The organism is Corynebacterium sp. EPI-003-04-2554_SCH2473622 (genome assembly GCF_001665955.1).
Taxonomy (GTDB): Bacteria; Actinomycetota; Actinomycetes; order Mycobacteriales; family Mycobacteriaceae; genus Corynebacterium; species Corynebacterium pseudodiphtheriticum.
This window is the reverse complement of record NZ_LZMN01000054.1, coordinates 19298-32892: the sequence shown is the minus strand read 5'-3', so window position 1 is coordinate 32892 and position 13595 is coordinate 19298. Positions and strand designations below refer to the sequence as shown.

The 13595-nt window shown below is 54.0% G+C and carries 15 protein-coding genes; 7 read left to right on the top strand and 8 right to left on the bottom strand.

Annotated elements, in window-relative coordinates; translation table 11 throughout:
- Positions 1–97: 97 nt before the first annotated feature.
- Positions 98–877: an aminotransferase class IV gene (locus A5774_RS06290; RefSeq protein ID WP_021352997.1), complete on the top strand. Its 780-nt coding sequence runs from the start codon at positions 98–100 to the stop codon at positions 875–877.
- A 34-nt stretch (positions 878–911) separates the two neighbouring features.
- Here the strand turns inward: A5774_RS06290 and A5774_RS06285 are convergent, their stop codons facing one another.
- Together A5774_RS06285 and A5774_RS06280 are read right to left on the bottom strand one after the other, a co-directional pair.
- The gene (locus A5774_RS06285) at positions 912–1256 is read right to left on the bottom strand and encodes a DUF5997 family protein (RefSeq protein ID WP_064833971.1); all 345 of its coding nucleotides are present in this window, start codon (positions 1254–1256) and stop codon (positions 912–914) included.
- Positions 1257–1504: 248 nt separating this feature from the next.
- On the bottom strand, positions 1505–1870 hold the full coding sequence (locus tag A5774_RS06280) for a PH domain-containing protein (protein ID WP_021352999.1): 366 nt from the start codon (positions 1868–1870) through the stop codon (positions 1505–1507).
- Positions 1871–1936: 66 nt separating this feature from the next.
- On the opposite strand from A5774_RS06280, the gene A5774_RS06275 reads away from it, so the two are divergent.
- Together A5774_RS06275 and A5774_RS06270 are read left to right on the top strand one after the other, a co-directional pair.
- On the top strand, positions 1937–2827 hold the full coding sequence (locus A5774_RS06275; protein WP_034645282.1) for a hypothetical protein: 891 nt from the start codon (positions 1937–1939) through the stop codon (positions 2825–2827).
- Between the two features lie 141 nt (positions 2828–2968).
- On the top strand, positions 2969–3496 hold the full coding sequence (locus A5774_RS06270) for a GNAT family N-acetyltransferase (protein WP_021353001.1): 528 nt from the start codon (positions 2969–2971) through the stop codon (positions 3494–3496).
- A gap of 32 nt (positions 3497–3528) precedes the next feature.
- Here the strand turns inward: A5774_RS06270 and A5774_RS06265 are convergent, their stop codons facing one another.
- The 4 genes from A5774_RS06265 to A5774_RS06250 all read right to left on the bottom strand — a co-directional run bounded on the left by A5774_RS06265 (position 3529) and on the right by A5774_RS06250 (position 7029).
- The gene (locus tag A5774_RS06265) at positions 3529–4392 is read right to left on the bottom strand and encodes a biotin-dependent carboxyltransferase family protein (protein WP_064833863.1); all 864 of its coding nucleotides are present in this window, start codon (positions 4390–4392) and stop codon (positions 3529–3531) included.
- Positions 4386–5012 carry an allophanate hydrolase subunit 1 gene (locus A5774_RS06260; protein ID WP_021353003.1) on the bottom strand — a complete coding sequence of 209 codons (627 nt, stop codon included), beginning with the start codon at positions 5010–5012 and terminating at the stop codon, positions 4386–4388. The genes A5774_RS06265 and A5774_RS06260 overlap by 7 nt, the downstream gene beginning before the upstream one ends.
- A complete protein-coding gene (locus tag A5774_RS06255; RefSeq protein WP_064833861.1) occupies positions 5006–5779 on the bottom strand; it encodes a 5-oxoprolinase subunit PxpA in 774 nt (257 codons plus the stop codon). Before A5774_RS06255 ends, A5774_RS06260 begins: the two co-directional genes overlap by 7 nt.
- Positions 5780–5859: 80 nt before the next feature.
- Positions 5860–7029 (bottom strand): NRAMP family divalent metal transporter, encoded by a 1170-nt coding sequence (locus A5774_RS06250; protein ID WP_162163368.1) that lies wholly within the window; start codon positions 7027–7029, stop codon positions 5860–5862.
- Between A5774_RS06250 and A5774_RS11695 the strand changes: the two genes are divergently transcribed.
- The 4 genes from A5774_RS11695 to A5774_RS06235 all read left to right on the top strand — a co-directional run bounded on the left by A5774_RS11695 (position 6995) and on the right by A5774_RS06235 (position 10130).
- Positions 6995–7294 (top strand): hypothetical protein, encoded by a 300-nt coding sequence (locus tag A5774_RS11695; protein WP_231892374.1) that lies wholly within the window; start codon positions 6995–6997, stop codon positions 7292–7294. The genes A5774_RS06250 and A5774_RS11695 overlap by 35 nt on opposite strands.
- Positions 7295–7387: 93 nt before the next feature.
- A complete protein-coding gene (locus tag A5774_RS06245; protein ID WP_034645279.1) occupies positions 7388–8008 on the top strand; it encodes a GntR family transcriptional regulator in 621 nt (206 codons plus the stop codon).
- Positions 8009–8027: 19 nt separating this feature from the next.
- Positions 8028–9167, top strand: a complete 1140-nt coding sequence (locus A5774_RS06240; protein ID WP_023019702.1) for a hypothetical protein — start codon at positions 8028–8030, stop codon at positions 9165–9167.
- 174 nt (positions 9168–9341) lie between these two features.
- Positions 9342–10130: a hypothetical protein gene (locus A5774_RS06235; RefSeq protein WP_152514626.1), complete on the top strand. Its 789-nt coding sequence runs from the start codon at positions 9342–9344 to the stop codon at positions 10128–10130.
- Positions 10131–10134: 4 nt separating this feature from the next.
- Here A5774_RS06235 and A5774_RS06230 read toward each other — a convergent pair whose 3' ends face one another.
- Both A5774_RS06230 and A5774_RS06225 read right to left on the bottom strand, forming a co-directional pair.
- Positions 10135–12126: a hypothetical protein gene (locus tag A5774_RS06230; protein ID WP_064833857.1), complete on the bottom strand. Its 1992-nt coding sequence runs from the start codon at positions 12124–12126 to the stop codon at positions 10135–10137.
- A gap of 20 nt (positions 12127–12146) precedes the next feature.
- Entirely contained in the window at positions 12147–12755 is a 609-nt protein-coding gene (locus A5774_RS06225; RefSeq protein ID WP_161970054.1) for a DUF3558 family protein, read from the bottom strand.
- Between the last annotated feature and the right edge of the window lie 840 nt (positions 12756–13595).

Below are 13595 nucleotides of genomic sequence, written 5' to 3'. Positions count from 1 at the left end.
GGGCTTAGCAGTTCTGCTGAGTGCGTAGGCGAGACGGTGATGAGGGCTGAGATGGAGAAGAGCCCGAGATGGAGACTCTGGCATAATCGGGCAGGCGATGAAAATCCTGGATTCTTACCTCATTAAAGACGGCCGCGTGGTTGGCCGTGAAGCTCACGAACACCGTTTTAGCCTTGGCGCGCGCGAGGCAGGACTGGACCAGTGGGATATCGAAGCCTTCTTGCTGCGGGTACGCGATGAACTGCCGGATGATGGCACATATTTCCCGAAAATAGAAGTTGGTGCAAACGGTGCCCTTCGATGGCAATTGCGGCACCCACCCGCATTACGCAGCACCACGGAGCTGTATATCCCAACTGAACAGGACCAGCGCGTATACCCGCGTGTAAAAGGCCCTGATTACGGCTATCTGCAGCAGTTGCGTGAGCAAGCTCGTACCGTGGGGGCCGATGACGCGCTGTTGCACCGCAACGGGAAAGTATTGGAAGCAGCGAATGCCGCGATCATGTTTTTTCCGGGCTGGAAGCAGGAGACTGACAGTGCAGCGGGGGCGGCAGGTCTAACGCCAGATAACGGTGCACCATCAGATCCGAGTGCAGTGCCGGACAAAATTGCACTGTTGCCACCGGAACAAGCGCAAGTTTTAGCATCGGTGACTGCACACAGCAGTGTGAGCGCCTTGCACAATGCCGGGTGGCAAGTCCACCGCGGGGTGTTGAGTCTGGCAGAAGCCTTGGAAACGCCAGCGTGGGTGGGAAGTTCATTGCATGGCTGGACTCGGCTGACCGCGTGGCGCACTGATGCCGGGCGTCGGCAAGCGGTTGCCGCGCCAGACCCGACATCGATTAATCGCGCGTTATGGGAGCACGCTAGCTAGCCGACAACGGTGCCGCTGGATCCGGGCTGGAAAGCTAATTGGAATCAGCGTTGACGGGCTTTGTGTTTTCCTTGCGGGATTCCGCCAGTTGAGTACGGGCTTTGGACAACCACTCTGGCTGGTTTTGCAGGAGCTGTTTGATCTCGGCAGTGGTCAGAGCTTTATCCAAGTGGGTTTTTACCGCGTTGACGGAGACACCAAGTTTCCGGGCCACCTCAGCGCGTGGATGTGGGCCCTCCAAGCGCAATTGCTGCAGCCACTCTGGCGGTTCGTGTTGCAATGAGCGCAGCTGTGCATGGCTGATGCCACCGTTTTGAAACTCCGGAGGGCAGGCAGGCAGGTGGATGCCGAGTTTCTTTGCTGCCGTTTGCGGCTTCATAGCCGTACTGGACGGGGATGCTGCGTCGGCACCGCGAATCGTGGTATCAGCAGTGCCGGTCTGGTTAGTGCTCTCGTGGTTGTTGTGATCAGCGCTGATCTGATCGGCGTTAGCGGTAGAGTTATTGCTTTCGTTCACACCTGCACACTACAACACGGCACGCATATCAACCCAGCAGCCATGACGGCCGCCTAGCTAACACGCCTCAGCAGCCATGAAGCTGAGCAGCTGCAATGAAGCCGAAGCTATTAACCCAACACGCAGTCGCCGATGAGCTTATCGATCGCCCGGACATCCAGTTTGCGGCCAATCTTGATCTTTATGTGGCCCGCGCGGGTCCAGAGTTCAATTTCCGCGTTGAAGTCCAGCGTCCCAGCGTTTTCCGTGGACCACATATTGATCGCGGAATACGGCAGAGAATACATCTCCACTTTCTTGCCGCGAAGGCCTTGTGAATCCCGGACAATCAGCCGCTTATTGGTAAAAACCGCACTGTCGCGGAAAGTCTTGAACGCAACGTGTGCTTGTTCGCCGCTGGTCAGGAGTGGGTAGACATCGTCTGGGATCGGGGTTTCTTCAAACAGTGTCCATTCGGCAATCGCTTTGAATTCCACGGGAGTCCTTCCTTTAAGGTGTTCTAAGTTCTCTTATTATATTCCAGCCGCGGTAGCATGGCCGTCATGTTGCACCTCGTATTCGCTACCGGAACCGAACCCGGCAAATGGTTCCAGCGATTTCAACGTGATACCCCGCATGGGCTCAAAGCAGTGGCGGCGGATGATCCTTTCGCAATGCTTGCCGACGGTGCGAACGCCGACAGCGTAGCGCATGGCGATGCCAGTGCAGCTGATCGCTGCGAGGTAGCGCTGATGCGGTTACCTGATTCACGCATCGATGAAGCCATAATCGGCCGAGAGTTTCACGTCGTCAAGCTTTATACCGAGCAATGCGGGATCGCGGTACCGAAAGACAGCGTGTTCGCAGAAGTTGGTGAGCCCGTCGGCTCGCGAGACATCGAAGGCGAGATCATCAATTTTGTGGCAGAAAAACTTGGTCCGATTGATGTAGACAAACTTCGTGAGTCTTTGCAAGTGGTTGCAGCCAATGTTGGGGTGACGATAGGGCCACTGCCGCTTTTGAAGATGCTGTCGAAAAATCAGATCCGTGTGCTGCCGTACAACGGCGAGCATGTAGGCGGTGCAAAATCAACAGGGGGGTCAGACACAGAACCAACAGACGGGCGCTCAGGAAGCCAACGTGCCGTGGCACAGACTGAGATCGCTTTGGTATGGAAAGTAGCTGCAGATGGGGATGCCATCCAAGATTTTGTCGGAATTGCGAAAGGGCGTAAAGCAGGATCGACGCGGCATAGGGCGCTAAAAGAGACGCGACAAAAGAAAAGGCCCGGGGCAGGTGTTGGGAGAAGTACTGGGAACAACAGCGTAAAAGGTGTTGGGAAAAACTCTGGGAGCGGTGCCGGGAAAAGTGGCAGCGGCAAGAAAAAATCTGGAAAGGCAACGCGGGCACGTGGGCAAGCGCCGGGCGGACTGCGCAAGAAGAAACGCCGCTGATGCTGGGTGTAAACTGGGGGCCTGACGAAGGCCAAATGTACTTCACGCATTGCTGCGAGTCGTACCAAAACTTTCCGGTGAACTCGACACCATAAGCTCGAAAACACTGAACTCGACATAGTCACGGGAGGACCAACAGCAATGTCTGACGACTTCAACCTGCGCCCCATCCGGCCGGATGATTACCCACAGGTTCGCGAAATTTATGAACTCGGTTTAGAGACCGGCCACGCAACGTATGAGACGGAAGCGCCAACCTGGGAGCAATTCACCCGCCTGAAAGTCATGGAAACAGTGTTTGTGGCTGTAGAAGAGGGCAATGATTCCAAGATTTTGGGGTGGGTCTCTGGTGCACCTGCCAGCCACCGACCGGCGTTTCACGGCGTGTTGGAGGATTCAATCTACTTGCACCCGGACGCGCAGGGTCGTGGCGTTTCCGGAGCGCTGTTGGATAAGTTGATTGAGGTGGCAGAAGAGCTGCACAAGTGGGCCATCCATGCATGGATTTTCCCTGAGAATGAAGGCTCGGCGAAACTGCATGAATCCCGTGGCTATGAGAAGGTCGGCACGTTTAGCCATATGGCGAAAATGACTTACGGCGAGCGCGCCGGGGAATGGCGCGATACCGATGTTTGGGAAAAGCTGCTGAAAAAACCAGACGAGAAGTAGCTTTTGGTCCGCCAGCGGCCTAGCGCTGAGCGCTAGTTTGTGCAATTTGCGGCCCGGAACGTCACTATAGTGCCGGGGCTTAGCTGCGCCATCTTATCGACGGATTCGCTGGTCAGTACACCAATGACAGGGTAGCCGCCGGTAATCGGGTGATCAGCACCGAAGGCCACGGGGTGCCCGCTGGGGGGTATTTGCAGCGCACCGCGCATTGCGCCTTCGGATGCTAGCTCACCGTCATAGGCTCGTTGCAACGGGCGGCTGGCTATCAGATTGACGCCGATGCGGTCCGAATCGGATGAAATTTGAAACGTTTGGTTAAACAGCTCTGCGGTCTCCGCGAACCAATCGTGGCGTGGTCCGAGAACAATGTCGAGAACCTCATGTGATTTCGGAACGAATTGTGTAGGCAAGTGCTTGATGCGTGGTAATTCCACGGTTGGGTTTTTCGCATTCGTCGGCAAACTAGTCCCGGATGTGATCGGATCCGGGCCGATACCGGAAAGCGTGTCAGTGGCGACTGAACCAAGCACTGGCTCGACCGCGAAGCCACCGGAAATACCCAGGTAAGCGCGCAACCCTGTGCCGATTTCCAAGCGGACTGTTTGGCCTTTTTGAATATCGAGTACCGTGTTGGTGCGCATACGTCGCTTATCGACGAATACGTCCGCATCGGTACCAGTAAAAACGATGCGCACCGGATTTTCAGCGACCACCTCAAAACCTCCGAAAAGGATCTCGATAACGGCTGAGTTTTCGTCGTTTCCGAGCATGCGATTTGCACGACGGGCAGCACCGCGATCAAACGCGCCGGAGGGGCTCACACCGAGGCCGGAATAACCTGTGCGCCCGAGATCCTGAAAAGTTGCCTGTGGTCCGGTTTCTAACACCTTTAACATGTTTTCTCCTGGAATCGCACGGTATCGCCGGGTTGGAGTAAAGCTGGCTGGTCGCGGTCTATATCCCACATACGCGCTTCTGTGGTGCCAATCAACTGCCAGCCGCCGGGCGAGCTTTGGGGATAAACTGCGGAAAAACCTCCGGCCAAGCCCACAGAACCAGCAGGAATCGAGGTGCGTGGTTGGCTACGGCGGGAAATATTGGCGAACACCTTTGCGTGTGGGTTTGTGAGGTCGGGGCGCAAGTACAAAAAGCCTGGCGCGAACCCAGCGAATGCGGCCGTCCAGGTCGTCTCCGTATGCGCAGTGACGAGTTCTTCGGCGCTGACACCGAGTTCGTCGGCAAGCTCGTCCAGGTCATCCCCGTTATAGGAGACCTCAATGGTGTGCGCATTGCCGCTGCTGTGTGCCGCGGCTTGTGTGTCCAGTTTCGGCAGAGATATCTGGCTGGGGTTGCGGTCGAATGTGATTAGCAGGGTTTGTGCGGCAGGAACGAGATCGATGATGGATTCGAGGCCTGCGCGCTGCAGTTGTGCCTGGTAGGCCAGTACCTGGCCCAATGGGTCCTTGTGGTCGCTGAAGTCGATTAACAGACCTCGGTCGCCGTATGGAATTAACATATAGCGATGCCCTCCTGTTTAAGTGCGGTGATGATTGCTTGCACCATTTCCAGGGCTTTGTGGCTATCGCCGTGGACACAAATCGATTGGCCAGAAACTTCAACTGGTGTGCCATTAACGGAGGCGAATGGCTGCCCGGTGGCAATCGCAAGGGCTTGCTTGACGACGGTGTCGACGTCGTCATGCACTGCACCCGGTTGTTTCCTGGGGACCAGCCGGCCTTCGTCGGTGTAGGTGCGATCGGCGAAGGTTTCTTCGATGACCTCGAGCCCGGCCGCACGAGCTTCACCGACGACGGGGGTGCCGGACAGGGCCATGAGTTTGAGCTGTGGGTCGACGGCCAGTATTCCGCCGATGACTGCTTCTGCCTGGTAGTTATCGGTGGCCATGCGGTTATATAACGCCCCGTGTGGCTTGACATAGCTGACTTCCGAGCCAACCACGGAGGCGGCAGCCTTGATTGCTCCGAGCTGATAGATGGTTTCAGCGAGTAGTTCTTCGGCGTCGTAGTCTATGAAACGGCGGCCGAAGCCGGGCAGGTCGCGGTAGCCGATGTGAGCGCCGATGCGAACATCACGCTCGTGTGCTGCTTTGACGGTATCGAGCAATACCTTTGGGTCGCCAGCATGGAACCCGCAGGCGATATTGGCGGAACTGACCAGGTCCAGTACGGCATTGTCGTTGCCCATGGTCCAGTTGCCGAAGCTTTCGCCGAGGTCGCTGTTGAGGTCGATGTGCAGGGCCGAGGTTTCGGATGCGGTACTCATCGTGGTTGTCTCTCCTGACACAGGGATGGGGTGGTTATATGCGGTTCTGCATTGTGTGGTTTTGACGAGTTAGTTGTCGTTTAGAACACGAAGTCCCAGACTCCGCTGAATGAGCGGATGGCCAAAAACCAGGCAATGATTACGCCAATCATGCCCAGGACGATGAGCCAGCGTGGGTATTGGTAACCAAAGAGCAGGTCTTTCTGCCGGAATATGGCGACGTAAATAATCATCGTGAAGCCGACGGGCAGGACTAATCCATTGAAAGCACCGGCGAATACCAGCAAAGCAGCAGGTGCAGAGCCGAGGAAAGCGAAAGTAGTAGCGGAGGCGACAACAAAGATGATGGTGACGATGTTTTGTGCTTTGCGGAGCTTATCCTTCTTCGGGATGATGAACGTCGCCGAGGTATAGGAAGCTCCGATCACCGAAGACAGTGCAGCGGCGAACAAGACTGCACCGAATGCACGCATACCGAAATCACCTGCGGCGGCTTGGAAAGCTTCTGCAGCTGGGTTGTCATCGACGTTCAAAACGATTCCACCAGCAATGACGCCGAGGATTGCGAGGAAGAGGACGAAGCGCATAACGCCGGTCAGCACAATGGCGGTAACAGAAGCGCGGGTTACAGCCTTGACGTTTTCTGGCCCGGTGGTGCCGGAGTCAAGCATGCGGTGTGCGCCAGCGTAGGTGATATAGCCACCGACGGTGCCGCCGACCAGCGTAGTGACAACCACCCAGTCTACAGTTTCTGGCCATACGGTTTGGGTGAGAGCTTCACCTACCGGTGGTTGGGAGACAAACGCAACGTAGATCGTCAGCGCGAACATTACGATGCCCAGGACCACAAGGATCTTATCCAGGGCCGCACCAAGGCGTTGGAAGAGGAAGACGATAATGGCCAGTCCAGCGGTGATGAGACCACCTAACTTTGCGTCGATCCCTAACAGGGCGTTTAGTCCAAGGCCACCTCCGGCAATATTGCCGATATTGAAAACAAATCCACCGATGCCAATCAACGCAGTAAGTAAGTAGCCCAGGCCAGGAAATACCACGTTGCCAAGTTCTTGGGCGCGTAGTCCCGAAACACCGATGACGCGCCAGACATTCATTTGGACCGCGATATCGATAATGATTGACACCAGAATTGCAAAACCAAAAGCCGCAGCTAGCTGGTTAGTAAATACCGCAGTTTGCGTCAGGAATCCAGGGCCGATGGCAGAAGTAGCCATCAGGAAGATTGCACCCATTAGGATGCTGCGTGTTGAGGCAGTTGCTGCCGCTTGTTTTAGATTGGGCTGTTGTGGAGTGCTGTTTGGCTGGGGGCTGGAGGCCGAAGTACCAGCATTGCTTGATGAAGACATTTCCAGGTCCTTGCTCTTAGAGGGCTGTGGGATGTTACAGGGCTATATAAGGGTGACTTTCGTGAAAGCGAGATTATTTGCTGCTGACTTCCCAGCAGTTGCTGGGAAGTGGCATGGAACCAATATCGTGGTGATTGTTGAACAACGATAGCATAACTGTGGGTTAACTCACGGAAAAATCCGCAGGGGGCACATGCGTCATGAAAAATTGCTAATGCCAGTAAAGACGATAAAATTACTGTGTATGATCGCTGATTCTTTGGCCCGCGAGATCACGCAGCGCATCACGCGCGGAGACCTCCGCCCGGGCCAACGCTTGCCTGAAACTCGCCTTGCCCGGCAACTCGATTGCTCACGAAACTCATTGCGTGAGGCCTTTCGTTTTTTGGTTAACGATGGGCTCGTTACACACATTCCTAATCGTGGGGTCTTTGTACGCACCCTGACGGCCGAGGCGATCAGCGAAATCTATACGTATCGTCGCATCGTCGAGTGCGCAGCCGTGGCAGAATCTGATTTAGACAGCATTGATTTGTCGCACCTCGACACAATTATTACCGAGGCGCGCCGGGCTGCAGAACATGATGATTGGCATGTCGTCGGCAGTCTCAATGCCCAGGTGCACCTTGAATTCGTGGCGCTTGCTGGAGTAGACCGGCTGGTGGAAGACATTCGCCCGGTCATTGCCCAAGCGCGCATTGCCTTTTTGTCGCTTGCGCAGCGTGATATTCATGAACCGTTTATCTCGCAGAATGCGGAAATCATTGATTTATTGCGGGAAAAACGACGTGACGACGCCGTCGTGGCTTTGCGGAAGTTGCTGGATATTGCACAACAACATGTACTGGACCGCCTAGATTCCTAGTTGCCGTTAGACTAGCACCATGATGTTCCGACGCTATCGCCAAAACCGCCTGTTGCGGCAGCCAGATCCGTCGTTTCCGAGCCTAAGTAGGAAAACTGCGGATCAGCTTCGTTCCTCGCTGCGTCGCCAGCTGGCAGCTGAAGGTGCGTCGATTCGTTTTGACGGCATGTCGGCGACTATTGAACACCCGAGACGAGGCCGCATGTCGGTGCGCCTAGATGATTTAGTGCGCCAAGTAGCAAGCTCGCAGCATCCGAAAGCGATTCCGAACCTGGCAGCGTCATTTATGTCAAGTCTTGACGACGATACCTATATGGAACAGTTGGATACCGCATCGATTTATTCGCGGTTGCGTTTACGCCTAGTTTCGACGCGTGATCTCAGCGCGGAAGAACAAAAGATTATTGATTCGGCGACGCTTTTCAGTTTCACACAGGATACCTCCGCCACGATTGCTGTGGATACGGCCTCTTCTATACAGACAATTGCTTTGGAAAAGCTGTCTGAAATTGATGATATTGATGCTTTAGAACGTGCTGCGCGGACGAATTTGCGCGAAGAATTGCGCACTACTGATATCGACGTGCAATATCATAATGGTCCCGCCGAATCACCAGGGGCTTCAGCATGGACTTTTGAATCGAGCTCCCACTATCTCGGTTCGGCCCCGTTGCTGTTAGAGGAATTTATCGACATGTGGGCACCGGAAATTGACACCACTAATGGCTTGCTATTTTCTATGCCGACTCGACATTTGCTGTTGGTACGTGCGGTGACTGAAGGCACTGACCTGTTGGAAGGTATCTCGCGGATGGCTCCGGTGGCTGCGCAGATTGCCGATAGTGCGGAGTCAACAGTTTCACCACTAGTGCACGTATATGACGATGGCGAGATCACTACGATTTCTAATTGGACGCCAGGTAGCCAACAAATTGAAATCGCACCAAACGCACATATCATGAATCAGCTGATCAAAGGAGGTTTTGATCCACAGGCTGCGATTGAATCTGGTGGGGGTATTTGGGAATCTGGCGAATTGCCGCCGTTGCCGGACGATTTTGAATTGCCTGATACACCAGCTGATATAGATAATGTTGGTGACGGTGAAGACGAAAACGGTCACGGTCCCGGGGATCAGTACCCGCGTCGGGACACTTAGCGACCGGCTGCGAATTACTACCAACGGCGCGAAAATACCATGTGGCCTAAGAGAATTAACCCGAAACCTAGGTTTATGCCTGCCCGCGGTAAGAAAAATTGGGGCTTACCCGTTGCACAAGCTAAAGCATTGGAAATTGAATTAGAAACAACCTTCAGCACTGCAGGTATAAGCATGCAGTTAACTGGACGGAAAATTCATTTGCGGTGGCGAGAAGGCCACGAGACTAGCAGGGAGCTGGCGCCACTGTTAGAAGACATTGCTGATGGTGCTGCCTTGTCGGCTAGTGTGGATGAATTCGTCGCAAAGATCATCCGTTACGAGACCGAAACCGTTGCGCGTGGTTTGACCTTGTCGCAGCTTTATCGCGGGGCTTTTATGCATTTGGATGCCAAGCGCGGTGGTGAGTGGGGCAGCTTTAGCCTTGATTTGGCTCGCTATTTGGTGGTTGGTGGCGCTGGAAGCTATCTTCGGCTACCGGCGTATGAGGTACGAAAAATTGACGACGACATTCAAACAATTGTGGAAATTGCGCGAAAGAATTTATTTCGCGCTTTAGATAATGCACAAGTGGATGTGCAACGCCGACGTAGTGGGCCGGGCGGAGAGTACGCCTATGTGTTGCGTTGCTCGAACCCGCATTGGTCTTCTATGCCGCTATTTTTAGATTGGTGTGTGCAGCGTTTCATTCCTGGTGAAGAATTCGACGCTGGGATACTTTTTGCGGTGCCACAACCAGACATGGTGTTAATTCGCCCAGTCACGTACGGAAATGACTTGGCTGAAGGTATGGCAACGATGGCGGGAGCGGCACTGGCATTATTTGCGGCTGACAAGCGTGGAATTTCGCCGCGTTTACATGTAAGCGTTGGGGGCGAAATCCACGCGATTTCCGACGTAACGGATAACAGCTATCTGCTGTACCCAACGGATTATCTGGTTGAACGGATTAAAGGTACTTAAACCGTTAATCTCGCACCCAGGCGCCGATAACCCCAGGTACTACCGGTCGACGTTCACCGAGTAGTGCTTTTTGGTTCCCCTCGCGTTCAATTGCTGTGGTTACAGCCTTTGCACGGCTTGGTTTGGAATTTGTTCCAGTACCTTGCCCTTGTTGCCCGGCACCACCCATCATGGGCATCATTCCACGACCCATGTGGCCGGAACCCGAACGACCAGAGTTTCCTGCTTGAGAGTTGTGGTTTCCGGAAGCGTTGTTGCCGTGTGGGTTGTGGGCACCGTGTTGTCCATTGGAACCGGAACTACCGGATCCGCCATGTCCATTAGAGCCATGGTTACCAGTTGCATTGGGGCTGTTTTGGCCTGCATGTGGCCCGGGGGATCCAGGTTGATTGGGGCCACCCGCATGGGAAGCTCCGCCGCCGGAGCCAATGGGACGGGCAGAAAAGTTTTCGCTGTGCCCTCCGGAATAACCGCCGGCACCAGGAATCGCAGTTGAACCCAACCCGCGCGCTCCAATTCCGAGTTGCGCGCCAGGATTCATTCCGCCACGGCCAGTGATGCTGTTGTTGACGCCCCGTCCTGATTCCGACACCCCTGGTAACGATGCGTTGGCACCGCGTGCACCACCAAATACATTTGTGCCTGATGCATTAATTGGTTGGGAACCGTTCGTAGCTGTTGGGGATGCATGCGTGGTGCCAGTGTTGAGCGGGGTACCGGTATTGCCATTACCTAAAACACGGGCGGCACCAGCATTAGGCGAATTGTTGGCAGCCATGGTTCCCGGCGTACCTTCGAAGCGGCTCAAACCAGGGGATCCAGCGCCACCATGGTTGGGAGCAGAAAAACCTGTTTGTTGCGCATTAGTTGGATTAAATGTTGCTGCTTGCGAAGCTACATTCGTAGGCGTGTTATTGGTGCCCGCAGAATGGTGGGCTGCGGCATGGGTTGACGCACTATTTTGGCCCACGTTCGCTACTTGTGCTGTGCCGTTGTCTGCGGCAGCAAATGTTGCTTGGTTTGGTCCGTATTCGGCGATGGTCCGTTGAACTTCACGGGGCAACTGCATGGCGGCCCGTGCTTCTTCCACGCCAGATTTTGCATGGCCGGTGCCAACTGCTTGGTTTTCGCCGCCGCTAGCGGCTGGGCTAGGGATGCTCAGTCCCAGGAGACGCGGAACGGCCGTCTGTAAGGCGGTGCTGAATTGGGTAGGGAAAATATCCAAATAAGTTTTCTCAATCAATTCGCGTGCGCTTGGGGTATGATTTAGAGCCACCGCGGCTTGCACAGCTCTGGTGTTATTCCGTGCCGCCTCAATCGTGCCGATCAGGTTATTGATGGTGCTGTTCATGATCTGAGAATTAGCATTCAATGTCCGGCTGGTTTCTGCAAAATGACGTAGTTTCTGTGCACCACCGGAGATTGCGTCACCATAGTTATTTGCTTCTAGATCCGCGGCCACTTCTTCCAAGCCATCGGAAATTTCGGTGGCGGCTTGGCTGAGTTGCTGCCAGAGATCAGCGTCGTGGTGTGCTGCAGAATCAACCGTGCCGGAAAAATAACTTGCCAACAGATTGATATCCGGAACCCGGCCGATAGCGGGGCTGTTGATTGCTACCGGAGCAGACTTGTCAGATGGTTCAGCGGCGGTAAAGAACTTGCTGCTAGCGGAAGGATGGCCAGAATACATGTGGGTCAGGCTGCTAGAGAGGTATTCATCCTGCTCGTAGACTGCGCTTGCCAGGTTGTGCAGGTTGTCGGCGGCCCATGAAATTTTGTCACGTAGTGCCATGAATTCTTCCGCTGCAGCACCAGGATTACCAGAAAGCGTTCTACCATGCTCGGCGGCAAGGAAACCTAGCCCTGGGATCTGTGAAAAAGCCTCAGAGAGGCGTGAGCGTCCACTTTCTTTAATTGCACTCTCAGCTCTTTCTGAGATAAGTTCTAACTTTTGTTGTGTCTGCGTGAGTGAGTCTGAAGAAATAGATAATTCCATGGTTCCCCCCTTGAGTTGGTTTATTTACGTACAACCTGCTCTAAGTAAGCAAGCGCTACCTCGCAACTTTCCTGCCTTGAGAGTCCTCTTTTTTGGCCTGCGTCGCCAAAATTGATTCGTCCTTGAATGGTTTCGAATCCAGCAGTACATTCATTTGAATCACTGATTTCGCGAAAATGGACCCCAGGAAGCGTAGATTTTATTGGCATGTCGATTAATTCTCCATTCTCCTTTAATTCTTTTTTTGAATAATCATCGACAGTTATTCCTAGATTTCCTGCTTCGCCGCGAGATAGAGACTCGGTGAGATCTTCGGACATACCGAGAAAGCATGTGATATGTGTTCCGTAGATTCTCGTTTCGGAGATTTCCGGATGATAATGCAAACCTGCCTTTTCCCAGACTGAATCTGGTGCTTCGTCGCATAAGTTGAATAATTCGAAGTCGGGAGCGTGACGATCCGTGGGTCCGCGTTCGGGCACCCAGTCAGCAAATTCGATGGATTCCTGTACTGGTTCATCGGCTACGGCATCATCGTCGCTCTCGGTTACAGAAGCATTGTCCGAGGTGCAGCCTGCGACTAAGCTGCCGGCAAGCAATGTCGCTAGGCTAATTCGGTATCTGCTCATCAGCTTTCCTTCCATCCTATTTTCAATAGCTATTGGTGATCTTGGATTATCAGGGGAGGAGTACTACGAGTGGATTAGACTCTGCATTAGGTCAGAAGGTTCCCGTACTCAGCGAACTAGTGCAGTCCGAGAACTTTTGTTAGATAGACGCGAGGCGCCCAGGATCAACACTGCGGTGAGATCCGGGGCGCCTCGCGCTCGCAACCCTATTAATTTATTTCCTAAAATCAGCCGGATTCCGACCCGAGCAATCGATGATCAACATTGATTACTCATAACCCCCATTGGGTCGGAATCCTGTGGCCTTTTGGAAAGCGCCCCCGAAAGCGCTTTCCGAGAGCACGCTGGCGATACACGCGATGACCCCCATCGTGTATCCGCTGAATAGGCAGCTTCGGCTATAGCCGCTTCTCGGGCCTCCTTTCGTCTTCACAGGCGAAACCCGAGCAATTGATGCAGCCCTTGACCTCCGCGCGCCTGACACGGTGATTGAACAACGACGATTCTGGTTAACATTATTCCCCCGAATGTGGTTAACCAGGCCGTAGCTCAAGGCCGAATCGGCAGCCAGCGTGAGGCCGTTCCGAAGTAGCTGCATCAATGATCCCCCGCTTCTAGCCGGTGATTACAAACGTGCTCTCAGCGAATAATCAGCGGGAACTGATTTCGTTCGCCGGAATTCATTGTGCATGAGAACCGGTGATTTGTCCCGCCGGGTGCAAAGAAATAAAATACATGATTGATCAACCATTTCAAGGAAGCTTTGGATTGCGGGAATGCATTCGGGGCTGAGTTCGATAAGCCTAGTATGGCCTGAGTGTTAGATATTTTCTTGATAGT

Bases quoted from the DNA above. Each gene is read 5' to 3' on its own strand.
- A5774_RS06290 (WP_021352997.1), top strand. From the start codon at position 98: ATGAAAATCCTGGATTCTTACCTCATTAAAGACGGCCGCGTGGTTGGC.
- A5774_RS06255 (WP_064833861.1), bottom strand. From the start codon at position 5,779: ATGAGTACCGCATCCGAAACCTCGGCCCTGCACATCGACCTCAACAGC.
- A5774_RS06250 (WP_162163368.1), bottom strand. From the start codon at position 7,029: ATGGGTGCAATCTTCCTGATGGCTACTTCTGCCATCGGCCCTGGATTC.
- A5774_RS06240 (WP_023019702.1), top strand. From the start codon at position 8,028: ATGATGTTCCGACGCTATCGCCAAAACCGCCTGTTGCGGCAGCCAGAT.
- A5774_RS06270 (WP_021353001.1), top strand. From the start codon at position 2,969: ATGTCTGACGACTTCAACCTGCGCCCCATCCGGCCGGATGATTACCCA.
- A5774_RS06230 (WP_064833857.1), bottom strand. From the start codon at position 12,126: ATGGAATTATCTATTTCTTCAGACTCACTCACGCAGACACAACAAAAG.
- A5774_RS06265 (WP_064833863.1), bottom strand. From the start codon at position 4,392: ATGTTAAAGGTGTTAGAAACCGGACCACAGGCAACTTTTCAGGATCTC.
- A5774_RS06285 (WP_064833971.1), bottom strand. From the start codon at position 1,256: ATGAAGCCGCAAACGGCAGCAAAGAAACTCGGCATCCACCTGCCTGCC.
- A5774_RS06260 (WP_021353003.1), bottom strand. From the start codon at position 5,012: ATGTTAATTCCATACGGCGACCGAGGTCTGTTAATCGACTTCAGCGAC.
- A5774_RS11695 (WP_231892374.1), top strand. From the start codon at position 6,995: ATGGCAGAAGTAGCCATCAGGAAGATTGCACCCATTAGGATGCTGCGT.
- A5774_RS06225 (WP_161970054.1), bottom strand. From the start codon at position 12,755: ATGAGCAGATACCGAATTAGCCTAGCGACATTGCTTGCCGGCAGCTTA.
- A5774_RS06275 (WP_034645282.1), top strand. From the start codon at position 1,937: ATGTTGCACCTCGTATTCGCTACCGGAACCGAACCCGGCAAATGGTTC.
- A5774_RS06235 (WP_152514626.1), top strand. From the start codon at position 9,342: ATGCAGTTAACTGGACGGAAAATTCATTTGCGGTGGCGAGAAGGCCAC.
- A5774_RS06245 (WP_034645279.1), top strand. From the start codon at position 7,388: ATGATCGCTGATTCTTTGGCCCGCGAGATCACGCAGCGCATCACGCGC.